This is a genomic window from Ancylothrix sp. D3o, from assembly GCF_025370775.1.
Lineage (GTDB): Bacteria > Cyanobacteriota > Cyanobacteriia > Cyanobacteriales > Oscillatoriaceae > Ancylothrix.
Genome location: NZ_JAMXEX010000001.1, coordinates 388,011 through 412,819, shown reverse-complemented (window position 1 = coordinate 412,819; position 24,809 = coordinate 388,011). Strand labels below are relative to the sequence as shown.

14 protein-coding genes are annotated in these 24,809 nt (G+C 43.1%); 8 read left to right on the top strand and 6 right to left on the bottom strand.

Annotation, left to right across the window (positions count from 1 at the left end; translation table 11 throughout):
- Nucleotides 1-297: 297 nt before the first annotated feature.
- Nucleotides 298-1,539, bottom strand: a complete 1,242-nt coding sequence (argJ, locus tag NG798_RS01805; protein ID WP_261220083.1) for a bifunctional ornithine acetyltransferase/N-acetylglutamate synthase — start codon at nt 1,537-1,539, stop codon at nt 298-300.
- A gap of 403 nt (nt 1,540-1,942) precedes the next feature.
- Nucleotides 1,943-3,430, bottom strand: a complete 1,488-nt coding sequence (gene gatB, locus NG798_RS01800) for an Asp-tRNA(Asn)/Glu-tRNA(Gln) amidotransferase subunit GatB (RefSeq protein ID WP_261220530.1) — start codon at nt 3,428-3,430, stop codon at nt 1,943-1,945.
- Between the two features lie 333 nt (nt 3,431-3,763).
- Here gatB and NG798_RS01795 point away from each other — a divergent pair, with 333 nt between their 5' ends.
- From NG798_RS01795 to NG798_RS01785, 3 genes are all read left to right on the top strand, one after another.
- Nucleotides 3,764-4,387 carry a hypothetical protein gene (locus tag NG798_RS01795; RefSeq protein WP_261220082.1) on the top strand — a complete coding sequence of 208 codons (624 nt, stop codon included), beginning with the start codon at nt 3,764-3,766 and terminating at the stop codon, nt 4,385-4,387.
- Between the two features lie 63 nt (nt 4,388-4,450).
- Nucleotides 4,451-7,261 (top strand): OmpA family protein, encoded by a 2,811-nt coding sequence (locus NG798_RS01790; RefSeq protein ID WP_261220081.1) that lies wholly within the window; start codon nt 4,451-4,453, stop codon nt 7,259-7,261.
- 7 nt (nt 7,262-7,268) lie between these two features.
- Nucleotides 7,269-7,784 (top strand): Rab family GTPase, encoded by a 516-nt coding sequence (locus NG798_RS01785; protein ID WP_261220080.1) that lies wholly within the window; start codon nt 7,269-7,271, stop codon nt 7,782-7,784.
- Between the two features lie 36 nt (nt 7,785-7,820).
- On the opposite strand, the gene NG798_RS01780 is transcribed toward NG798_RS01785, so the two are convergent.
- The gene (locus NG798_RS01780) at nt 7,821-9,557 is read right to left on the bottom strand and encodes an EAL domain-containing response regulator (protein WP_261220079.1); all 1,737 of its coding nucleotides are present in this window, start codon (nt 9,555-9,557) and stop codon (nt 7,821-7,823) included.
- A 397-nt stretch (nt 9,558-9,954) separates the two neighbouring features.
- Here NG798_RS01780 and NG798_RS01775 point away from each other — a divergent pair, with 397 nt between their 5' ends.
- The 4 genes from NG798_RS01775 to NG798_RS01760 all read left to right on the top strand — a co-directional run bounded on the left by NG798_RS01775 (nt 9,955) and on the right by NG798_RS01760 (nt 16,400).
- Nucleotides 9,955-10,311 (top strand): hypothetical protein, encoded by a 357-nt coding sequence (locus NG798_RS01775; protein ID WP_261220078.1) that lies wholly within the window; start codon nt 9,955-9,957, stop codon nt 10,309-10,311.
- A gap of 81 nt (nt 10,312-10,392) precedes the next feature.
- A complete protein-coding gene (locus tag NG798_RS01770) occupies nt 10,393-11,916 on the top strand; it encodes a PAS domain-containing sensor histidine kinase (RefSeq protein WP_261220077.1) in 1,524 nt (507 codons plus the stop codon).
- Nucleotides 11,917-11,966: 50 nt separating this feature from the next.
- On the top strand, nt 11,967-14,477 hold the full coding sequence (locus tag NG798_RS01765) for an adenylate/guanylate cyclase domain-containing protein (protein ID WP_261220076.1): 2,511 nt from the start codon (nt 11,967-11,969) through the stop codon (nt 14,475-14,477).
- A 291-nt stretch (nt 14,478-14,768) separates the two neighbouring features.
- Complete coding sequence (locus NG798_RS01760; protein WP_261220075.1) at nt 14,769-16,400, top strand: glycoside hydrolase family 10 protein; 1,632 nt, start codon at nt 14,769-14,771, stop codon at nt 16,398-16,400.
- A 40-nt stretch (nt 16,401-16,440) separates the two neighbouring features.
- On the opposite strand, the gene NG798_RS01755 is transcribed toward NG798_RS01760, so the two are convergent.
- The 3 genes from NG798_RS01755 to alaS form a co-directional block, all read right to left on the bottom strand.
- Nucleotides 16,441-16,821 carry a VanZ family protein gene (locus tag NG798_RS01755; protein WP_261220074.1) on the bottom strand — a complete coding sequence of 127 codons (381 nt, stop codon included), beginning with the start codon at nt 16,819-16,821 and terminating at the stop codon, nt 16,441-16,443.
- A gap of 76 nt (nt 16,822-16,897) precedes the next feature.
- Nucleotides 16,898-17,158 (bottom strand): hypothetical protein, encoded by a 261-nt coding sequence (locus NG798_RS01750; RefSeq protein ID WP_261220073.1) that lies wholly within the window; start codon nt 17,156-17,158, stop codon nt 16,898-16,900.
- Between the two features lie 51 nt (nt 17,159-17,209).
- The gene (alaS, locus tag NG798_RS01745) at nt 17,210-19,843 is read right to left on the bottom strand and encodes an alanine--tRNA ligase (protein WP_261220072.1); all 2,634 of its coding nucleotides are present in this window, start codon (nt 19,841-19,843) and stop codon (nt 17,210-17,212) included.
- Nucleotides 19,844-20,800: 957 nt separating this feature from the next.
- Here alaS and NG798_RS01740 point away from each other — a divergent pair.
- The gene (locus NG798_RS01740) at nt 20,801-24,589 is read left to right on the top strand and encodes a PAS domain S-box protein (protein ID WP_261220071.1); all 3,789 of its coding nucleotides are present in this window, start codon (nt 20,801-20,803) and stop codon (nt 24,587-24,589) included.
- Nucleotides 24,590-24,809 lie beyond the last annotated feature (220 nt).

The following is a 24,809-nucleotide window of genomic DNA, read 5'->3' as shown; positions in this document are numbered from 1 at the left end:
CTAGCTGTTGCTTAAGAATAAGACAGAACTATTTAAACAAAAGCTAATTGGTAATCAACCATCAACAAAGCTTAAAATTATTTTAAGCCAATTTTACCCACCCAGTATAAACGGGCCACGCTGAAGCGTCAAGTTAAGTTTTATACAAAAAAAATATTTTGAAAATTCTAAACAATCCTAAATTTTTATAACAATTTAGCCTAAAATTACCTTGATATGATAAGCGCTCTTATCGCCTATTAGTCGGCAGTTTAGATGCTTCGAGTTCGCAACCCCTGCATCTAAACTGCCTAAAAATTAAGTCGTATATTCCGCGTTAATCTTCACATAATCGTAGCTCAAATCACAACCCCAAGCCTTACCAGAACCAGGCCCATTGCCAACAGAAACAGCAATTAAAACTGTATCTTCTTTCAAATAAGCACCGGCAGCCGCTTTTTTCATATAATCACTAGCAGCAGCCCGATCAAAAGCCAAAGGTTGCCCCTGTTCCATCATCAAAAATTCACCTAATTGAATTCGCAAATTTTCCTGCTCAAAAGGAACTCCCGCCCGTCCAGCCGCCGCCGCAATTCGCCCCCAATTGGGATCACGTCCAAAAATTGCCGACTTCACCAAAGAAGATCCAACAATTGTTTTAGCAATTTGTTGTGCTGAAGCTTCATCTTTTGTCCCCGAAACTTCGACCTCCACTAAACAAGTTGCCCCCTCACCATCGCGGGCAATTGCTTTAGCTAAATATTGACAAATTTCTGTCAACATTTCTTCTAATTTTTCTGCTTCTGCACCCATTTCTGTAATTGCCGGTGTCCGCGAAGCGCCATTTGCTAAAGCAAACAAACTATCATTGGTGCTTGTATCTCCATCGACGGTAATTTGATTAAAACTTCTGTCGGCTGCACGGCTTAACATTTGCTGCCACAGATGCGGAGAAACGGCAGCATCACAAGTTACAAAAGCCAGCATTGTTGCCATATTTGGGTGAATCATTCCTGAGCCTTTACACATTCCCCCCATCCGCACTACTCGGTCACCAAATGTGGTTTCTAATGCTATGGATTTTGCCACTAAATCTGTGGTGCAAATTGCTTTAGCTGCTGCATCTCCCCCTTCTTCTGAAGCTTGGGCAACTAAACTGGGAATTGCTGCTCGCAATTGCTCCATTTTGATGCGTTGTCCGATCACGCCGGTGGAGGCAATTAATACTAAATCTGAGGAAATATTTAAGGTTTGTGCCAGCAATTGGGCGCTTTCAATTGTATCTATCCAGCCTTGTTCACCGGTGGCTGCATTGGCTTGACCGGCATTGCACAAAATCGCCCGCGCAGTTGCTTTTGCTTGCAAACGTTGCCGGCAATAGTCCACCGGCGCCGCCCGCACCACTGATGTTGTAAACACCCCTGCCGCAATGGCATCTACTTCTGACAACACCAAGGCTAGATCCGGTGTACCTGAAGGTTTTAACCCCGCCTTCATCCCCGCTGCTTTGTATCCTTTCGGAGCCGTTACTCCACCCGAAATCACTTTCCAATCGGCCATAAATTCTTCTCAACCTTTTCTAGGTTTAATGAGAGGCGATTATATCAAATTGGTGGCTCTTAATTAGGAATTGGAAAGTTTTGGAACTTGCCTATCAGGGCCGGTGTCATCAAACAAACATATTTTCCGAACCACAAAATCTATCCCGCTGCTTCAAGTTTCCTGTTTTAAATAATGCTTAGTTCGCTCGCTATTTAACAAAAAAAGGGAGAGCTTGGGGACTCTCCCAGCCATCAGGGTGCATCTACATATCACAATAAAGCATTTTAGGGATGAGGGGCTATACCCCTCGAATTAAATTTTGTAAAAAAATAATCACAAAAAAATAGGGGCCATTGTCTGACCCCCACTGGTTAATGGTTTTTTGTCTACTAGCCACTACATACAAAGCGCTTTAGCGCAACTACTGAGCGTTTAATTTCTGCATCAGCAGTTGGTTTGTCAGTTTCGGATCGGCCCGTCCGCCTGTTTGTTTCATCACTTGACCGACAAAAAAGCCTTGGAGTTTGGTTTTCCCAGCCCGATATTGTTCTAGTTCCTTGGGATTGGCTGCCAAAACTTCATCGATAATTTTTTCAATGGCCGATGTATCAGAAATTTGGCTGAGTCCCTTGGCTTCGATTAGTTGTTTGGCAGAACCACCATTTACCAATAATTCCGGTAAGATTTCTTTGGCAATTTTGCCGCTAATGGTGCCCGTTTCAATCAACGAAATTAATTCAGCTAAACCGGCCGGTTTGAGCGCCAACTCATTAATCGAGAGCTTTTGCGCCTTGAGGTAAGCCGTGATATCACCCATGATCCAGTTTGCAGCTTGTTTGCAATCTGCACCGGCCCCTACTGTCGCCTCAAAATACTCAGCCACCGCCTTATCATCGGTCAAAACCCGCACATCATAAGGCGAAAGTCCGAATTGAGTTTCATAACGATAGCGTTTTTGGGCCGGCAACTCTGGTAAATCAGCCTTCCAGTCATCAAGTTGCTTCGCCGAAACCTCAATTGGCGGCAGATCCGGCTCTGGAAAATAACGATAATCGCTCGAACCTTCCTTAGAACGCATACTAATCGTGCGTTGAGAAGCTTCTTCCCAGAGACGAGTTTCTTGCATTATCCGCTCACCGGCCTCAATGGCAGCAATTTGGCGGTCAATTTCATACTCAATAGCACGCTGGATAGCATTAAAAGAATTCATATTCTTAATTTCCACCTTCGTGCCAAACTCCGATGTGCCCACCGGCCTAACCGAAATATTCACATCACAGCGCAGCGAACCTTCCTGCATATTGCCATCACTGACACCCAAATAACGCATAATCCGCCGCAATTCTTCAGCATATTCGGCAGCTTCTTGACCAGAACGTATATCCGGTTCTGAGACAATTTCCACCAAAGGCACACCAGCGCGATTGTAATCTACCAGCGAATAAGACGAACCCGAAAGCCGCTCACTGCCGCCGTGAACCAACTTCCCAGCATCTTCTTCCATGTGCAGGCGTGTGATGCCAATTCGCTTACGAACCGGCTCACCGTCCTCACCAACTAACTCAATTTCTAGCCAGCCATTTTCAGCAATGGGCAAATCAAATTGAGAAATTTGGTAATTTTTCGGCAAATCCGGGTAAAAATACTGCTTGCGGTCAAACTTGCTGTATTTGGCAATTTCGCAATTAAGCGCCAAACCCGCTTTAACAGCGTACTCCAGCACCTTTTCATTGAGTACCGGCAACACCCCCGGCATTCCCATACAGATTGGATCGATATTTGTGTTTGGTGGCGCACCAAATTCCGTAGACGAATTTGAGAAAATCTTAGTCTGCGTACTAAGCTGACAGTGCGTTTCCAGGCCAATAACGGCTTCGTACTGAGTTTTAACAGGTAGCCCGGTGCTCATCGACATTACAATAAATTACTGATGAATGTAAAGATTTTCTTCTATTGTAGCCTTTTGCCATCGTCCTAAAACATGAAGAAATCGGCGCTGGGACGATTGGCAGCCTAAAACGTGCCGGTGAAGGAATTTAATAAACTAACAGAAACATGAGAAAATAGAATCGTTAATGATTTACTTACATTGGGACATTTTTATGGTATAGAAGAAGCAAGCAGCAGCTAAGCGCAGTTTATCAAAAAAAACCAAACAGCGTTTGACAATAGCTTACTCTATTACCCCTCTAAACTTATGTCTCCAATATTTGAGAAAAACCCACACACTAGAGGCCCGAAAATGCCAGAAATTACAAAAGAAGAAATGCGCGAGAAATTGGGAAACATAGACCAAATACGCGATATTCTTTTTGGTTCTTTACTCAGAGAATATGGCTCTCGGTTTGAAAAAATAGAGTCGGATATTGCCCTGCTCCAGCAAGAAATGCACGACTACGCCTCTCAGGTAAAAAGTGTGCTTTCTACGGAACTGCGGGCTGCTATAGAATCTTTTGAGAAAAAACTCAAATCTCTGAGTTTATCTAGTCAAGAAGAAAGTACCGATTTACGTCAACAAATTGACAGGATTAATCGCAAATTTACAACTACCATAGAATCTCTGGATGAATCGGTAGATAAACAAATTAATTTAATGCGAGAAGAATTTTCTGATACCCGCGACCGGCTGCAAGAAGATGTCCGCTCTTTGAGAAATCAAGTTTTTGATGAGTTAAATGGCCGGCTTTCTGTGATGCGGGATGCCAAAGTTTCCCGCGATGATATGGCAGAAATTTTGTTTGAACTGGGGATGAAGCTAAAAGGTACTGAGTTTGTGCCAGAACTTAAACAAGCCGCTGATACAAATCTCTATACCGATGTGCGGCTGATTGAGTCTCCAAATGACGGTTTAAATGACACTCTCTAAGCTTTGTTTTTGATTGTTAGGATGAGGGTATTGGGTGGAACTACCGCACGCAGAGGTTCGAGTATGGCTTTATCGGAAGAAAATCGAATTCTTGCTAAAGAAGATTCTGAAAAATTGGTTTCTACACCGGCAGCCTCTCCAGATTCCCATACGGTTGATCTGGAAACTTTGCTCAATTTGCTACTGGGTGTAGAGTCTCCTGTGCCGGTTCAAGAAAGCAGCGACACCGGCACCGATTTTACATCGGATTCATACGATGACACTTCAAACGGTAAAGCTTACAACGAAGAACCCTCTGAAAAGCGGTTAGCAACACCTGAACCCCTGAACAGCCTGGAGGAATCCGGTAAAATAGACAAAGTTAAAGAGCCAGAAATAGGCAGTGTGTCTGGGGAGATAGAAGAAAGCGAAGATACCTCGAAACCGGCCAAGCAGGAAAATTTGAAAATCTCCGCCCAAGTGTCGGAAAAAACTTTAAAAAGTGACGACGACGCGCCGATAGATTATCAGCCAGATTTAAGCGCTTTAGATGAGATTTTAGAGCGGTGGCAAAATCGGCTAATTCGTCTGAAAACTGAGGGGGAAAAAGCTCAAGAAATTTCCCAGGGAAACCGGCCAGAGCAAGTCAAAGAAAGGCCGGTTTTGAGTTCAGAGATGACTAGAGAGGTACTTTCCAGTTTGCTGTTGGGAGGAATAGCAGAATCAGAAACAACTGCAAACAGAGAAAGAGAAACATTGGAGCCGGTGGAATTAGAGGTCTGTGAAACTTTAACTAACAGCAACCAAGAAAAAATTGTCGCCCCCGAACTAACCCCAGAAACAGAAATAATTAACTTTTTTGCCGACAGCGAAGAACAAAACCAAAATATTGACAGCGCCAATATGGTGCAAGCAAATAGCCCCGAAAATCCCCTCGAACAGTTGCAAAATTTGCTGCTGGGATCGCAAATTTCCCAACTCGACGAACTGAAAAAGCTTGTTGCAGAAACCGGCTTGCCTGGGATGCGGGAAATGATAGAAATTCTGGAAACCAAACTAGGACAACTAGAGCATAAACTCACAGATTCCAAAGAATTAATTAGCTTGCTAGTGCCTTGGATTGCCGAAATTCTCAGTTTAAAAGTGGCAGCATCAAAAGAAGAAGTTATTAAAGCCTTGGTGCCGATTATTGATGATGTGATTCGAGAAAGAACCCAGCAGGACAAACAGGCGATGAGTGCAGCTATTGGGGAATTATTACCAGCTGCTATTTCCCAAGAAATTACCAACTCTCCCAAAGAAATCGCCAAAGCTATTGGCCCGGAAATTGGGGAAGCCATTCGTGAGCAAATTAGAATTGACAGAGACGAAATTATTAGTACCCTAGCGCCGGAAATGGGAAGGGCGATTAAAGGGCAAATAGAACTGGAAAGAGACGCAATGGTAGATGCGCTTTATCCGGTGATCGGGAGTACAATTGCTAAATATTTATCTGAGGCAATCCGCACCATCAATAAAAAGGTTGAAAATGCTTTTAGTATGGAAGGAATGCGGAGAAAATTGAAAGCGAAAATGCAGGGAGTTTCTGAAGCCGAATTAATTTTGCATGAATCGATTCCTTTTACTGTCCAAGCTGTATTTTTAATTCAGAAAACATCGGGTTTAGTGATAAGCGAAGCGCAGCGATGTGATAGCGAAAAGCTAGAATCAGAAATGGTGGCCGGGATGTTGACGGCGATTCGCAGCTTTGTCAATGATTGTATTGTGAAAAAAGGGGAAATTTCCGAGCTAAATCAAATCGATTATGGGGATTCTAGGATAATTTTAGAAGTGGCCGGTTATTGCTATTTGGCAGTGATAGAAAAAGGAGAAGCCCCTAAAGAGTTTATCGAAAAACTGCGTGATACTTTGGGAAAAATTATTTTATACTATGGTCAGCCCATCGAAGAATTTGATGGGGATACCTCGACGATTCCTGATGCGCTGCAAGCGCGGCTGGCGCTGTTGATGGGAATTGAATCAGACAAGAAGAAAAAACCCAAATCTCCCCTAGCTTTGATAGTAATTGGTTTAGCAGTTTTAACAGCAATTCTTGTGCCTTGGGGAATCTCTGAGCATCGCCGCAGTATTGAACAGCGCATCCAAGCCAAAACGGCGACGGCTTTGGCATCTACTCCAGAGTTAGCTGTGTATCGTTTAAATGTGAATACTGAAGGGGGAGTGATAAAGTTAAGCGGACAATTGCCAAATGAGGCAATGCGAGCAAAAGCTGAACAAATCGCGCGGTTAAATGCGGGAGAATTGAAGTTAGAAAATGAAATTTTAGCGGTGGAGGTTCCGCCTGATCCTTTGTTGATGGCGGCGGAAGTAAAGCGGCTGACTTCGGTTTTTAATCAAATGAATGGGGTGGCAATTTCTGCAAAAGTTGAAGATCAAAAAGTAAGCGTATGGGGAACGGTAATGCAGATGGCTGATGCTGAAAAAATTACCGGGGGTTTTGCGAGTATTCCGGGGGTAAAAGCTGTGGTTAGTACGATGAAGCTTAATCCTCTCAATATTGCCAGCCGAATTTATTTTGAGTCGGGATCAGCTAAAGTAAATCCAGGTTATGAAAAGAACTTGAGGGAAATTAACGAGTTTTTGAATCAATATCCCCAAAAATACCTTAAAATAATCGGTCACAGTGACAGCACCGGCAACAAGGCGGCCAACCAGCGGATAGCGGTTTTGCGAGCGACAGCGGTAAGAGATGCTCTGGTAAAACAGGGGGCCGATCCCAAACGCTTACAAATTGCTGGCAATGGCAACCCGCCGGCGGATGTGGGATCAAATCAACCGTTATTGTTAAGTCGGTGTGTTGTATTTGAGCCGGTAAGTAAGGAAGTACAAAAGTAAATAAATTATGGGAACTATTTCTAAAAAAATGTGCATGATAGGAGATTTTGGCGTCGGTAAAACCAGCCTGATCCGCAGGTTTGTTGACGGTCAGTTTAGCGATCAATATCTTTCAACGGTGGGGGTAAAGATTTCGCGGAAAACTGTGGAAATTATCGAAAATGAAAAACGGGATGTGCAGCTTTTAATTTGGGATTTGGAAGGTCACACAAAGTTTAAGGGTATTGCTCCTACTTATTTGCAGGGGGCTGCTGGGGTTCTGGTTGTGGCGGATGTGACTCGCAGCGAAACGATTGAGCGAATTCCCGAACACTTAAAACTTTTTTCGTCAGTGAATCCTAAAGGCGCGATTATTATTGCTTTGAATAAGGCTGATTTAGTGGACGAAGAAAAACTAGAAATCTTGCGGGGAATTGCACGATATCCTGAGTATGAGCGCGTAGTTGCTATTTATCCAACTTCGGCAAAAGATGGGATTTGTGTAGATGAAATTTTTTATAATTTAGCGGCAAAAATGTTATAATTAATGTAATTTTAGAAAAACGAAATTTTTAGGTAATTAATAGTTAGCAATGGGCTTTAATGTGCCGTATTGTTGTTGTTTTAACATTTCTTCAAATGCTGCGGCGGTAACGGGAGGGCTAAACCAATAACCCTGCATGAGATCACAACCACACTGGCGGATAAAGTCTTGTTGAGCTTGGGTTTCTACTCCTTCGGCAATGGATTTTAAATTTAAACTCCTGGCAAGTTGAATGATGGCGTTGATAATGGCGGTGTTTTTGGAATTTTGGGAAAGGTTATTAATAAAGCTGCGGTCAATTTTGATTGAGTCAAAGGGAAAATTTTGTAAATAACTTAAGGAAGAATAGCCGGTGCCAAAATCGTCTAAGGCGAGATTAAGACCGGCAGCTTTGAGTTCTTGAAGGGTAGTTTTGGCTGTTTCTTGGTTTTGGACAACTGCCGTTTCTGTTAGCTCGAATTCGAGCCATTGGGGGTCAACAGCGGTGGCTTTGAGGATGTCCAGAATTTGCTGAGTTAAATTGGCTTGTTGGAATTGAGCCGCCGAAAGGTTGACGGCAATAGAGAGGTCATAACCGGCATTTCGCCAGATTTTTAGTTGTTGGCAAACGTTTTGCAAGATGCAGCGGTCAAGATAGGTAATGAGGCCGGTTTGTTCGGCAATGGGGATAAATTCGCTGGGTGGGATAAAACCTTTTTCGGGATGATACCACCGGCAGAGGGCTTCGGCTGCGACTATTTTGCCTGTTTTGGTGTCAACTTGGGGCTGGTAATAAACTTGAAGTTGGTTTTTTTCTAAGCAAGTGTGTAATTCAAGTTCTAACATTAAACAATCATAGGATTTTTCTTGAAGTTCCCGGTTGTACACCTGATAGCAATTGCCGCCTTTTTGTTTGGCTACTTTCATGGCGGTGCTGGCGGCTTTGAGGAGGCTGTCAATATCGTTGCCATCCGAGGGATAAAGGGAAATGCCCAGACTGCCGGTGATAAAAACTTGATATTTTTGCAGGCTAAAAGCGGTGGATAAACTGTTAAGAATTAAAACCGCCTCCCCAGAGGCTTCTTGTTTGTCAAGAATCGGCGGCAAAATTAAGGCAAGCTGATCGCTGTTGAGGCGCGCGACGGTGCCGTTGGTGCCGATGCAGGGTGAAATTCGCTCTTGGACAGCTTGTAATAATAAATCGGTGTAATCGGTTCCGAGGCTGCTGTGGAGGCGATCAAATTGGTCTAAGCTGAGGACTGCCACCGGCACTGTGTGAGTGGCCCACACCGGCGCGAGGGCTTGCTCAAACCGGTCTTGCAACACCAGCCGGTTGGGCAGGTTGGTTAAACTGTCGTAATATACCAAGTCATTTAGGTGCGAGATTGCTTCGGAGACGGCGGTATTTTGAATGCGCTTTATTTTGTCGAGTTTGTCGAGTTGGGTGCTGATGGCTTTGAGCAGTTCAACGCGGGTAAAGGGTTTGGTGAGGTAATCGCTGGCGCCCATTTCCATTGCCTTTCGCAAATCAGAACGCTCGGATTTAGCCGTCAAACAAATAACGGGAATAGTTGAAGTGAGGGCATCTTGTTGTAGGGCACTCAAAACTCCATAACCGTCGAGGAGGGGCATCATTATGTCACACAAAATTATGTCCGGATGCTCAAGGCGGGCTAGGTGCACTCCGACTTGACCATTTTCTGCCCCGATGGCTTCAAATCCTCCCACGCTGAGCATTTCTAGGAGGTTACTGCGAATGCTATCCTCGTCTTCTATGACTAAAATTTTTTTCATATTGTTTTTTTAGCGCCCTCACGGTTTGTTGTTCGCTGGGAATGCTCTTTCTGGCATTAAATTTATTTACAAATGTTGTCAGCGAATTTATCTTTACTTCGTTAAACTTTGCAAATCTCTGGGGCTGGGGGCTTGGTTGCCCTTTGGATTTGGGCTTGGCCCTAAAGGCATTCCACCGGCAAGTTGCTTGTTAAACGCCTATAGAGCCAAGCTTTTCTAGCCACAGGCTTGCTGTTGAGCTAGAGTTGCCGGTCTGTCTTGAACTTACGGGCATGATGATCAGATAATATAAATAAACTAAAATAGAATTTTATCATACTTGGCTTAAATAACGGAGATGAGGAAATCAATTTTTACGATTTGAAAAAATGCTCAATATTGGCAATAGCCCCTAATCATGGAAAGGATATCTAAGGGAATATGCTTGATGGGACTTTTTGGCAAAAATACGCGGATGGGTGGGGTAGAACACTGGCTGATGGGAGGCTCTTGGCTTTCGACATTGGGCGTTAAAAATTTTTGCAGAACTGTGGAATTAGACGCTGCTCATTTGACGAAGAAAAGAGTTTTACCGTTGATTATTTTGTTTTTAAAACAAGCGATTTTTAACCGACTGAGGGTCAGTTATTTGCGAGCAGCCAGCGGAGCGGTTTCTTTGCTAATTTTTGTTTTTAATTTCCTTGAAGTTAAGCAGGCAAAGCCGAGCCAAGAAATGCTGGCATTGAAGTCGGAAAATCAAAATTGTACCGTTTGATTTATTGATCCAAACAACCCCAGACGATCCATAAGTAAATGAACTTCTGCACAATATCACCTACAAAATAATAGAGTCTGCATGAACCCTTTTTTAAAGAAACTCTTGGCACCTCGCCACATTGAATATTTATCAGTGGATCGCAACTTAATGATTTTGGAAACATCGAGAGCGGTGCGGCAGTTTGCTGATCGGCCCGAAGAAGTTTCTCCGGGTAAAGATGTTCGGGCCAGTTTTCCTGAATTAATTGGGGCTGAAGAAGTTTTAAAGGCCGTTTTCGAGGGGAAAAAAGCCAGCTTTGAAGTAAAAGGAATTGCCCGCTTTGCAGAAGGAGACAAGCCGTTTTATATAGACTTATATATCAGCCAGCATCAAGATGAAATTTCCCTTGAACCTTTGCTGCTAATTTTGTTAGAAGATGTCACAGAAAACATGGTTTTAAAGCAGGCTTTAGTTCAAAGAGCCAATGAAGCAAGCCTGCTGGTGAGTGCTTTAGCGAGTTCGCAAGATTATATTCATAAAATTATTACCTCTATGGCAGATGCCCTATTGGTGACAACCAGTTCGGGGCAAATAAAAACGATTAATCCGGCGGCTCAAAAATTGTTTGGCTATAGTGAAGCAGAATTGCTCGGCCAGCCGGTTTCGCTGCTGATTAAAGATCAGCAATTTATTGACGACATCAAAAACCAACTGCCTTGTTTAAACGGCTCGGAATTGTTAAGGAATAGAGAAGTAGTTTGCAGCAAAAAAGAGGGCGATAATTTTTTAGTAGATTTTTCTTGTTCCTGTATTCAGGCTGATGGCATTGAGAAGCGAGATTTTGTATATATTGGCAGGGATATCACCGAGCGAAAACGGGCAGAAGCCGAAACCCAAAAGGCATTAGAGACACAAAAAGAACTCAATCAAATGCGGGCAAATTTTATTTCGATGACTTCTCACGAATTTCGCACCCCGCTGACAGTTATTTTAACTTCTGTTGAGTTATTAGAAAATTTTTATGAGACGACGGACAAATATAAACCAAAAGTTCAGCAGTATTTTAAAATGATCGAAAATGCTATCCGACAGATGGCCGATATGTTGGATGAGGTGCTGCTGCTCAGTAAGGCTGAGGCCGGAAAGCTGACGTTTCATCCGAGCTTGTTGGATGTGAAAAAGTTTTCTGAAGAAATTGTTGCAGAAATGCAGTTTAGCAAAAGCAAAAAACATACGCTAAAATTTACCTGCCCTCCTGAAAAAGTTTTTGGTTGGGTGGATGAAAAATTGCTCAGACAAATTCTTGTTAATTTACTTTCAAATGCGATTAAATACTCTCCCCAAGGGGGGATGGTACGTTTTGATTTGCGCCAAGAACAAGACAATGTAAGTTTTGAGATTGAAGATGAAGGGATGGGTATTTTAAAAGAAGATCAAGAAAGACTTTTTGAGTCGTTTTATCGGGGTCGAAATGTTAATAATATTTCTGGTACGGGTTTGGGATTGGCAATTGTTAAAAGCTCGGTAGATTTACACGGCGGTGAAATTATAATGAGGAGTGAAGTAGGGAAAGGGACAGTGTTTCAAGTGATTTTGCCCCTCAAAACAAACACTATGCAGTAAACTTAAATCAGCTTCGATAAAAATCAGGGTGTAGGGAATAAAGAGCCGACATGAAAAAAGTTTTACAAAAATTATTCGTCCCCGATCATTTAGAGTACCTGACATTGGATGAAAATTTGATGATTGTAGAGCTATCTTCGGATGTCAAGCGGTTTGCTGATTGTCCTGATGAGGTAGGTGTGGGGAATGATGTGCGTGTTGGTTTTCCTGAATTGATTGGCACTGAAGAATTGCTGGAGGGCGTTTTTTGCGGCGAAGAAAAAAGTTTTGAGTTAAAAAGCATTGGCCGGTTTCCTAACGATAGAGCGCCTTTATATCTTGATTTTTATGTAAATTTATACCAAGATGAAGAAAGCCAAGAAAAAAAACTAATTGTATTTTTTGAAGATGTGACAGATCGAATGATGCTGGAGCAGAGATTGGTGCAGAGTTCTAATGAAACGCATCTTTTGTTAGCAGCGTTATCAAATTCACGCAATTATATCAATCAAATTATTAGCTCGATGGCAGAAGCTTTGGTGGTGACGAAAAATTCGGGACAAATTAAATCTGTGAACCCCGCTGCCGAAAACTTGTTTGGCTACGAACAAGAAGAACTTCAAGGCGAAAATATTTCAATTTTGATCGCCGACAGAAATTTTTTAAATTTGATAGCGGAAGAGGCTATTTTAGGGGATGGAGAGTTATTAAAAGATATTGAGTTAGTTTGCCATACCAAAGCGGGCCAAAAAATTATCGTTGAATTTTCTTGCTCTAGGATCGCCCCAGATAGCGATAGCAATGCCAACACAGAAGCCGGTCTTAAAGACATTATTTACATTGGGCGAAACATCACAGAACGCCAGCGCACCCAGCAACGTTTAACCGCACAGTATGCTATCGGCAGAATTTTATCAGAAGCTACCAATTTTGAACAAGCACTCCCGAAAATTTTGTTAGCAATTTGCGAGGTGTTAGGCTGGACACTTGGCGAGTTTTGGATAGTAGAAGAAACTTCTCCAAATCGCGGGGGCGAGTTTAATCTACATCGAGATTTCCTACCACCTTCAAAAATACTCAAATGTGCAGAAATTTGGTCGCGTCCCTCAGCCGTTAGTGGAGAATTCATCGAATTTTCAAAAAGCTTAGTCTTTGCTTGGGATGCCTATTTACCGGGTCATGTTTGGGCAACTCGCTCATCTTTGTGGGTGAGTGATGTTTTGCAAGAACCCTTATTTAGGCGAAAAAAAGTAGCAGAAGAAAACAATTTACACACAGTATTTAGCATTCCTGTACTCAGCAATGGGGAAGTTTTGGGAGTGATGGTTTTCTTCCACCGAGAGATCCAGCAACCAGATCAAGATTTGCTGCAAACAATGAACGCTATTGCTTCTCAAATTGGGCAATTTATGAAGCGGAAACGAGCCGAAATCGCCCTTGTTGAAAGCGAAGAGCGCTATCGAGATTTATTTGAAAATGCCACAGATTTAATTCAATCAGTAGGCCCAGATGGCAGTTTTATTTATGTGAATCGCGCCTGGAAAGAAACCTTGGGTTATAGCGAAGCAGACCTCGCAAATATGAGCGTTTTTGAGGTGTTAGATCCCGATTGCAAAGAGCAATGTTTAGAGATGTTTCAACGGGTAATTTCTGGGGAACAATGCCAGCGGGTACAAGCGGCATTTCGCAGTAAAACCGGCCAAAGAATCTTTGTAGAAGGCAGTGTGAATTGTAAATTTGTCGAAGGCAAGCCGGTGGCGACGCGGGGAATTTTTCGAGATATTACACAACGTTTACTAGCTGAAGAAGCGCTGCGTCACGAACAGGAACAAACCGAGCGGCTTTTGCTGAATATTTTACCCGAAGCAATTGCTGACCGGCTCAAACAAGAACACGCAACGATTGCAGAAAGTTTTGCAGCGGTAACAGTTTTGTTTGCAGATATTGTGGGTTTTACAGAAATTGCCTCCTCGCTTTCTCCGATAGCCTTAGTGAGTTTGTTAAATCAAATTTTTTCCTCTTTTGACCGGCTCACCGAACATTATGGCTTAGAAAAAATCAAAACAATTGGTGATGCCTATATGGTGGTGGGAGGACTGCCAAAACGCCGTGTTAATCATGCTGAAGCAATTGCAGAAATGGCGCTGGATATGCAAGGGGCAATTGCTGAATTTAATGCCCAAAATAACCTTAATTTTAATATCCGAATTGGCATTCATTCCGGGCCAGTGGTGGCCGGTGTGATTGGCATCAAAAAGTTTATTTACGATTTGTGGGGCGATACTGTTAACACTGCTTCGCGCATGGAATCTCACGGCAGCCCCGGACGAATTCACATTTCCGATACCACTCATAGACTTTTACGCCATAAATATGTTTTTGAAAAACGCGGCATTATTCAAGTCAAAGGTAAAGGAGAGATGAGAACTTATTTTCTGCTGGCGCGACAAGATATTAGGGATTTACAAAGCATCGAACTTGCCAAGATAAACTTTAAAGAAAGTATGGTACAGGCAAGCCAACGCTTGATTAAAAGAATAAAAAATAAGCTGGAACAAGATTATTTCGGGGAAAGTCGATAAGTTTTTTTCTCGCTTAGCAAAAAAAACATCCACTCCCCCTCTGAGGCTAAAAATATTGCAAAAATATCACCCAAAACTAAAAAAAAATGCTCTTTCCGGTTAAGCTCTCTCAAAAGCGGGAAAACTAAGGCAGTAAACAAAATCAATAGCTTTTGACGACGTTTTGAACCATCAACAGCGTTGCCCTGATCCAATCTGGATTTTTTGAATCAAAAATCAAAAATCAAAAATCAAAAATGGTATGATAGGGGGCATTGCTGTTGAGGAGTCAACATCCAACCGCGAAAAAACATGAATTTGACAGACATTGCTCTCCGACTTCTACATCGCCTCCGTCTGGGATGGCAAAATTTCAGCGCTAACCGGCACCGCTTAGGAAAATTGCAATCCTCAAATGCTGAGGTTTCCTCTGGTTTGGCAAATAAACACAAAAAAAGCCGAGTTTTGATATTTGCAATTTCTTTAATTTTTGGTTTCGGCGTGAGTCAAGTTTATGCAGCATTTCCCCCGGCTAACAGCACTGCACTTGATAGCAATCAATTGGTAACAGTAGGACACCAACGCGAATTTCGCGGCGTGTGGGTAGCAACGGTGGCTAATATTGATTGGCCTTCCAAACCGGGAATGCCGGTGCAACAACAGCAAGCAGAATTAATCGGCATTCTTGACAGAATGCAATCCTTAAATCTTAATGCTTTAGTCTTGCAAGTTCGACCGGCCGGTGATGCCTTTTATGCCTCCTCCATTGAGCCTTGGAGTGGGTGGTTAACCGGCACCCAAGGCGTCGCTCCATCCCCCTATTATGACCCCTTGGAATTTGCAGTAAATGAAGCCCACAAACGCAACATAGAACTGCACGCCTGGTTTAATCCTTACCGCGCAAAATCCCCCGGACGCGGCAATCTTACCCCGAACCACATGGCAAACCAATTTCCACAATATGCCTATCAATATGGCGATTTATTGTGGATGGACCCCGGTGCAAAAGAAGTGCAAGACCGCACTTATAGCGTCATTATGGATGTGGTTCGCCGCTACGATGTTGATGGCATTCACTTGGATGATTACTTCTATCCGTATCCAAAAGAAGGCGTTTCTTTCCCCGATTCTCGCACCTATGGAGCCTATAAAGCTGCCGGTGGTACAATGTCTTTGGGAGACTGGCGCCGGGAAAATGTTAATAGCTTAATGCGTCGTCTTGATCAAGGAATTCGCGCCGAAAAACCTAATGTTAAATTTGGCATTAGTCCCTTTGGAATTTACCGGCCCGGGCAACCTGCCGGCATTGTTGGACTTGACCAATATAACGACATTTATGCTGATGCTAAAAAATGGCTTCAAGAAGGCTGGGTTGATTACCTTGCACCGCAACTTTACTGGCGTATTGATCCCCCCCAACAAAGTTATCCCGCCTTGTTGAATTGGTGGACACAACAAAACATCAAAGGTCGCCATATTTATGCAGGAAATTACCTCAGCAAATTGGATGGCGGAAGCTGGTCTATTGGCGAATTTAAACGCCAAGTTGATATTTCTCGAAAATTGGCCCCTCAAAATTCTTTAGGCAATATTTTCTTTAGCTACAAAGTGTTTAAAGAAAACCGTCTGGGAGTAAATGAAGCCTTCCGATCTGCCCTTTATCCATCCCCGGCTTTACCCCCAACAATGCCTTGGTTAGATGCAACAGCGCCGCAGCCCCCAAGCGGAATTACTATTAACAATGATGTTGTTGCATGGCAGCCTTCTGTGGATGGTGATATTCGTTCTTGGACGGTTTATACGAAGGCTGGAAACACTTGGAAATTACTGCGTGTTTTGCCGGTTTCTGCAAATGCTGTACGTCTGCAACGCGGAACCTATGCCATCGCTGCTGTTGATAAAATGGAAAATGAAAGTCAAGGTGTTTTGGTTCCTGTTCAGTAAACATCTTGCTTTATAAAAAGTAGGGTGGGCATAACTCACCCTATTTTTTATCCAGTTTTTCGCCAATGTAGTAAAATAAAATAATGCCGGCCATACTAGCAAAAAAATCTTCAAAACTTGCCGAACGATTGGGTAAAATTGCTTGTAAAAACTCTTCAAACGCCGTAAAATGGCTGAAAATAAACGGCCCTAAAGGAATTGAAACACCAAAAATAACGAGATAGTTGCGGTTAATGGCACGATGACTGAGAAAAGAAGCAATGCCATACAAAATAAAATGGCCCAGTTTATCGTAGGGAGGATGCGCCAAAACAAACGTTTTCAGCATTCCCAAACCTGCTAAAAGCATGATGCCTAACAGAATTCCCAAATACCCAAAAAAAGCAAGTTTCCAGTTAAAACTTGAAAGGCGGAGTTTCATAAAGAATTGTTTGTAGGGTTCCTATTTTTCCTCACCCTCATCCTGCACAATTCCTGAAACTCCTTCCTAAAAAACCTTAAGCATGGCTATTCAATTGTTCTAGCAACCAAGGATCAACCGGCTTGCCATCTTTCCGCCGCAATTCTATGTCAATATCAATAATTCTTCCTGAACCAGGAGGCGCCGGCCTTTGATTAAAAATAATATCATAATCCGCCGGTGTTTCATTTCGTTCTTTTAACCAATCCTGCACCTTTAGCGGCGCAAAAAAAGATTGACCCTCATTAAACATCCGCGTAATTTGCATCTGAATCGTAAACCGTTCATAACGTGGCATAATTTTCTCCTTTTACAAAAAAGGTTGGGTGAATTAACCCAACCTACAATATTATTGCAAACCTTCAACTAACAGCTTATGAGCAGTTTCTAAAGCTTCATTCAGCTTAGTGCTATCACGTCCCCCAGCTTGCGCTAAATTCGGACGTCCGCCACCGCCACCGCCGCAAATTTTAGCAACAGCACCAATAAACTTACCGGCTTGCACATTTTTCTTATTCACATCTGCACCAAAAACAGCAATAAAATTAACCTTATTCGTCTCCGGTACACTTGCCAAAACAACCGCACCAGCAGCCCCTAATTTTTGCTGCAAACGTTCCGCCGCCGTCTTCAAAGCCTCCGCCTCTACATCACCAAGTTGAGCAACAATAAACTTAAACTCACCCACCGCCTCAGCTTCTGCGAACAATTGCTCAGATTTTGCAATAGCTAACTCCGCCTTTGCAGCTTCCAATTGTTTTTGAGTAGCTTTCAGTTCACCTTGCAAAGCAGTCACACGATCCGCCACTTCTTCAGGCTTAACCTTAAAGCGATCCGTCAACTCCTTAACAACTTTATCCCGCAAATTGAGATACTCCAAAACCGACGGGCCGGCCACCGCCTCAATACGACGAACCCCCGAAGCAATACCCGTTTCAGAGATAATCTTAAACACTCCAATTTCCGCCGTATTGCTAACATGAGTTCCGCCGCATAACTCCATCGAAACCCCCGGATAATCGACCACCCGGACAATATCAGCATACTTCTCACCAAACATCGCCACCGCACCTTTTGCCTTAGCTTCTTCTAACGGCAATTGATTAACTTGTGCAGAATGCGCCTCAGCAACCCAGATATTAATTTGCTCCTCAACTTGTTGCAATTCATCTGTTGTTAAAGCACGGGGACAATTAAAATCAAACCGCAGCCGGTCAAAATCCACCAAAGAACCGGCCTGCGAAATCGTATCATCCACAATTCTTTTAAGCGCCGCTTGCAACAAATGAGTTGCAGTATGATTTGCTTGAGCGCGTCTGCGAAAAGCTCGATCAATTTGAGCCGTTACCGCATCCCCAACCCGCACAACGCCACGCTCAATACGGCCAAAATGCACAAAGAAATCCGATTCTTTTTTCACATCCTCAACGCGAATCACCAAATCACTCCCAGAGATATAACCCCGGTCGCCAATTTGTCCGCCAGACTCAGCATAAAAAGGCGTTTTATTCAAGACAATTTGCACCGCATTTCCTGCTTCCGCCTCATCCACACTTTCGCCATTAATTAAAATTACCGTCACCTCAGCTTCCGTCACCGGCTCGCTATATCCCACAAACTCCGTTGCTTGGATATTTTCTGCTAACTTATCCAGCGAACCTTGCACCGTTAAATCAATCGTTTCGTGTGCTTCTCGCCCGCGATTTTTCTGCGCTTCCATTTCCGCATCAAAACCTTTTACATCTACCGTTATTCCCTGTTCTTCCGCAATTTCTTGGGTTAATTCCAAGGGAAAACCGTAAGTATCATAAAGCGTAAAAGCATCCACACCAGAAATTTGTTGTGGTTTCTTTTCCAAAATTTCTGTTAGCAGCTTTTCTCCCCGTTCCAAAGTTTTCAAAAAACGGTTTTCTTCTCGCTGTAATTCTGCCTTAATTTGTGCTTCGCGTTTCCGCACATTCGGATAAGCAGACTCCGATAATTGAATGGCAGTTTCAGCAACTTTTGTCGTAAACTCGCCTTCAATGCCAATCAACCGGCCATGACGAACCACCCGCCGAATTAAACGCCGCAAAACATACCCACGCCCAATATTAGAAGCGCGAATTTCATCAGCAATCATGTGAACAACAGACCGCACATGATCACCAATCACCTTAAGAGAAACTTTGGTTTTTTCCTCAGCTTTGCTGTAATCAATTCCGGCAATTTCCCCAGCCGTTTTAATGATCGGAAAAATCAAATCTGTTTCGTAATTATTTGGAACTTTTTGCAAAATTTGCGCCATTCGTTCCAATCCCATGCCGGTGTCTATGTTTTTATTTGCAAGCGGGGTGAGATTGCCTTCTGCATCCCGATTGTATTGCATAAACACCAAATTATAAAATTCAATAAACCGGCTATCATCTTCTAAATCTATCGTTTCATCTCCCTTTTCTGGGTGAAAATCATAATAGATTTCTGAACAAGGGCCACAGGGGCCGGTGGGGCCACTTGCCCAAAAATTATCAGCCTCATCCATCCGCTTAATGCGTTTTTCTGGCACGCCAATTTTATCGCGCCAAATTGCATAAGCTTCTTCATCTTCACGAAATACACTAACTACCAAGTTTTGGGGGGACAAATTAAAAATTTTCGTGGATAATTCCCATCCCCACTCGATAGCTTGCTCTTTAAAATAATCGCCAAAACTAAAATTTCCCAACATCTCAAAAAAAGTGTGGTGTCTGGCAGTGCGTCCCACATTTTCGATATCATTGGTGCGGATACATTTTTGAGATGTGGTAGCTCGCTTAAATTCAGGAGTCCGCTGACCCAAAAAAATCGGTTTAAACGGTAACATACCGGCAATCGTTAACAAAACCGTCGGATCTTCGGGCACAAGCGAGGCACTTGGTAGCACTTGATGACCTCGTTGGGCATAGAAGTCAAGGAATTTTTGGCGAATTTCGCTACCAGATAAAAATTGAGAAGAGGATAACATAGGTTTTCATACACAACATTTCAATCCCGTGATCGGGATTTATCTATCATAACCTGAACAGGACAAACGCTTAGGAGTCCCGAAGAGCTTTTTCACCAGTATTAAAGCCAGGCTACTAAAATTTACCTAAAAAAACCCACTTTCTTCCCAGAAGCAGGCCAAGTCTTTCGATACGTTTAATAATTAATAATTACCCATTAATTATTAACAATAACCAGATTTTTTAAACCTAGATTTCGGGAATACTGATCAGATCCCCTAACTTTATCCCTTTTCTTCAGCATTAATTATACGCCCCAAAACTGATCAGCCCGGATGCGCGACTTTCGGGGGCCGGTTTTACAAAAGATGACGCAAATATTACCAAATGTAAAGCCTTGTAAAAAAAAGTAAAAACCCCTTGTCAAGCAAAAAACCACCTGCTAACTTACTAAATAGATACCAAAAAGAAATAAAAACAAAACAAACAAACAAAGGCTCAGACCTGGTATCTCCTGTCAAAAGCCAAGCAGTGAAAGCTTTACGCACATAGCAGGAAGTGGCCAAACGCCCCTCATTTGGGGAAGAGCCAAACCCATAATCTGGAAAGATCAAACTGTGTAGAGGCGATAAAGAAATAACTGCGACAAGTCAACCCTTAGTAAGAAGACCGATACTTCTCAAAACCACTAACTCATTGAAATCCAACTATCGTGCTAAAAGGGTCTAGTCAGTTTCCGACTAGACCCTTAACAATTTTTCGGGTAATTTTCCCCCACCCCATCAGCCCTGTCACCGGAGCGCTCACATCAGTCTTTAGATAGAGGCTAAACTATTTCTTTAGATATAGAATTGTTAAAACTTAATAAGTTCAAACAGGCCCACCAGCCACAGTTAAAATTAAAAAATTTACAAAAAAACCCGCAAACCTAAACTTTTTCAGCCTCAAAGATATTGGGCGTTCCCAAAGCAAATAAAATGCAGAGTGAAGAAATTTATCAAAGACAAAGAGGGGACGAGATCAACGCCCGCCCGGATCGAGTGTTAAAACACCAGCAGGCAAACAACCACGATTTAAACCAAGAATTGCCCGCAGAAAACCTCGATAGCGAACACAAATGTGGTGAAGAAAAAATTCTTAAGATAAACGCTGAATTAGAAACTCTCATTCAACAGCGCACCGCTGAACTGCAAACCGCAAACAATTGGTTAGCCGGCATCATCAACAGCAACAACGACATCATTGCCGCCCTCGACACAAACTTTAATTTCATTGCCTTTAACCAAGCCTACCAAAAAGAATTTAAAGCAATTTTTGGCGTAGATATTCAAATTGGCGCAAACCTAGCAGACAGCATCGCCCACTTGCCAACCGAGCAAAAAAAAGCCATTGCTATATGGCAACGGGCCTTGAACGGTGAAAAATTTGTTATCACAGAAGATTTTGGTATCGAAGAATTACAAAGAAACTATTATGAATTAAGCTTTAATCCTATCAAAAACGAAAGCGGAAAAATTATCGGAGCATCTCATATTGTCCGCGATGTTACCACCAAAAAACAAGCCCAAAAACAAATAGAAAACCTCAATATTCAACTCGAAGAGCGGGTTAAAGAACGCACCCAACAACTCGAAATTATTAATCAATCCTTAGAGCAAGAAATCAACGAACGCAAACGCTCAGAAGCCAGATTTCGCTCTTTAATCTTTGCCACCGCCCAAGCCGTTTGGACTTGCAACCCCAAGGGCGAATTTATTGAACCCCAACCAAGCTGGCAAGTTCTCACCGGCCAAACCCAAGCAGAATATAGCGGTTGGGGCTGGTTAGAAGCCATCCACCCCGATGACCGGCCAACCACTGTTAAACGCTGGCAAAACGCCACCTCTAGTGCTATGTCGGGGCGTTCGATGCCACAGGGCCCGTATGAAGACGAATATCGCATCAAAACCACAGACGGCACCTATCGTCATTTCACAACGCGAGCCGTGCCGGTGTTCAACGATAACGGCATTATTGAAGAATGGGTTGGCATCCATACCGACATCACCCACCGTGTAGAAGCAGAAACGGCTCTCCGAGAAAGTGAATCTCGCCTCAGAGTTGCTCAAAAAGCCGCCAAAGCAGGCACCTGGGACTGGGATATTCTCAACAACACCGTCAGTTGGTCAGAAGAATATTACCAACTCTACGGACTCGATTTTTCCACCGAGCCAAGTTATGAAAATTGGATGAATTGCATCTATCCCGAAGACCGCGAAAAAATCCACTCCGCAATTTTTTCTGCCTTAGAAACTCAAAATGAGATTACCTTAGAATTTCGAGTTCTCCACCCGAAGGACATTCGCTGGTTTTATTCCCTCGGCGAAATTTTTCGCAACGAGGCAGGAGAACCCAGCCGCATGATCGGCATCGTCTTTGATCTTACCCAGCGCTGGCAACTCGAAGAAGCCCTGCGAATTTCTGAAGAACGTTTTCGTCAATTTGCCGAAAATATTAATGATGTTTTATGGGTGTCTAATATCAAGCAAGGCCAACTACTTTACGTCAGCCCCGCTTATGAGGAAATTTGGGGACGCAGCAGCCAAAGTTTATACACTAACTACTTTAGCTGGATTGAGGCTATCCACCCTCAAGATCAACCGCGAGTGCTTGAGGAATTTGAAAAACAAGTGGCCGGGGAGAACTACGACACCGAGTATCGCGTTGTTCGTCCCGACGGGTCAATACGCTGGATACGCGACCGAGGTTTTCCCATTACCGGTTCTTCTGGAGAGCCAGACCGAGCAGCCGGCATTGCCGAAGATATCACCGAGCGCAGAAACGCAGAAATCGCTTTGCAACAAGCCCTAGAAAGGGTTTTACTCCATGTTGATAACAGCCCTTTGGCGGTGGTGGAGTGGGATGCCAATTGGCAAGTAGTGCGCTGGAGTAGCGGTTCAGAACGCATTTTTGGCTGGAAAAGTGAAGAAGTGCTGGGCAAAACTTTTACAGACTGGGAATTTGTTTATCCAGAAGATTTACCCACTGTCAGGGATTTTATTTTGCAGATCAAAGAAAACCGGCAAACAAAATATTTTTGTATAAATCGCAACTATACTAAACAAGGCTCAGTAATTTCTTGCGAGTGGTATAACTCCACGCTCAAAGATGAAAACGGTAATATTACTTCAGTGCTTTCTTTCGCACTCGACATTACCGAACGCGAACGAATGCAGCAATCTTTGCAAGTTAACCGCGAACGTTTAGATTTAATTCTTGATGCGTCGCAATTGGGTTTATGGTATTGCGATTTGCCTTTTAGTAAACTGCAATGGAATTCAAAATGTAAAGAGCATTTTGGCCTCAGCCCGGAAACAGAAGTTACGATAGAGTTGTTTTATAATACACTGCATCCCGATGACCGTGAATCTACTCGCATTGCCATAGAACAGAGTATTAACAATCACAGTGAATTTGATATTGATTATCGCACCATTGGCCAAGACGGAAAAATGCGTTGGGTTAGAGCCATAGGTCGAGCTTTTTATGATCAAAATGGCATTGGCCGGCGTTTTGATGGCATTACTATTGATATTACTGAACGCAAAAAAGCGGAAGCGGAAAAAGAAGAATTATTGCAGCGAGAACGTTGTGCCCGCGAACAAGCCGAAACGGCAAATCGTATTAAAGATGAATTTTTGGCGGTGTTATCCCATGAATTACGTTCGCCTTTGAATCCGATTTTAGGTTGGGCAAAATTGTTGCGTTCTCGCACCTTTAGCCGCGAAGCAACAAACCGCGCTTTAGAAACTATTGAACGCAATGCCAAATTACAAACACAGTTAATAGAAGATTTATTAGATGTATCGCGGATTTTGGGGGGGAAATTAAGTTTACAAATAGCCCCGACCAATTTATCAACGGCTATAGAAGCGGCTTTAGAAACGGTGCGTCTCTCGGCAGAGGCAAAGTCTATTTCTATCCTCACAAATTTGGATGCTAATTTGGGTTTAGTGATGGGAGATAGCGGACGTTTGCAACAAGTTTTCTGGAATTTATTATCAAATGCGGTGAAGTTTACACCGGCCGGTGGACGGATAGAAGTAATGTTAGAGAGGGGGAATAACAGCGCTCAAATTATTGTTAAAGATAATGGCAAAGGAATTAATCCTGAGTTTTTACCTTATGTTTTTGATACCTTTCGGCAGGCAGATAGTAGCATTACTCGAAAGTTTGGCGGTTTGGGGTTGGGTTTAAGTATTGCTCGTCATTTGGTGGAGTTACATGGCGGTAATATCCAAGCAGAAAGTTTAGGAGAGGGCACCGGCGCAACGTTTAAGGTGGAGTTGCCTTTGATTTTGTCTTCGGAAAAAATAGCTAACTCTGAGGAGTTTCCGGGGGTTTTAAATATTGCCGGTGTGCGAATTTTGGCGGTGGATGATGAACGGGATATGCTGGATTATTTGGGCTATGTTTTAGAGTCTGCCGGCGGTGTAGTAACGGTGGTTGCTTCGGCACAAGAAGCTTTGGAAATTTTGCAGCGCCAGCGTTTTGATGTTTTAGTAAGTGATATTGGAATGCCGGTGATGGATGGTTATGAACTCGTGCAAAAATTAAGAAAAATGAATTCTGAAGTTGCTACTATTCCTGCTATTGCTCTGACGGCTTATGCCGGGGAGTACAATGAAAAACAAGCGCTTTCTGCGGGGTTTTCGGCGCATTTATCAAAGCCGGTGGAACCTGATAAAATCATTGAATCTATTTTGTCATTAGTCATGGGTCATTAGATTCGCCACCGATTAACGCCACCGATTAAAATCGGTGTCTACACGAATAAAACCCCCAAAAGAAGTTAAAAAAGTGCATTTTTGAAGCCACAGCCACCAATGAACCCCACCTCAATGTTTCTAACCCCCGGAGGGGGTTTTCTTATTCCTGTAGCCACCGGTTTTAACCGGTGGCTTGTACCAGTGGCTTCTACCGGCTATTGGCATTAACCGATAACAT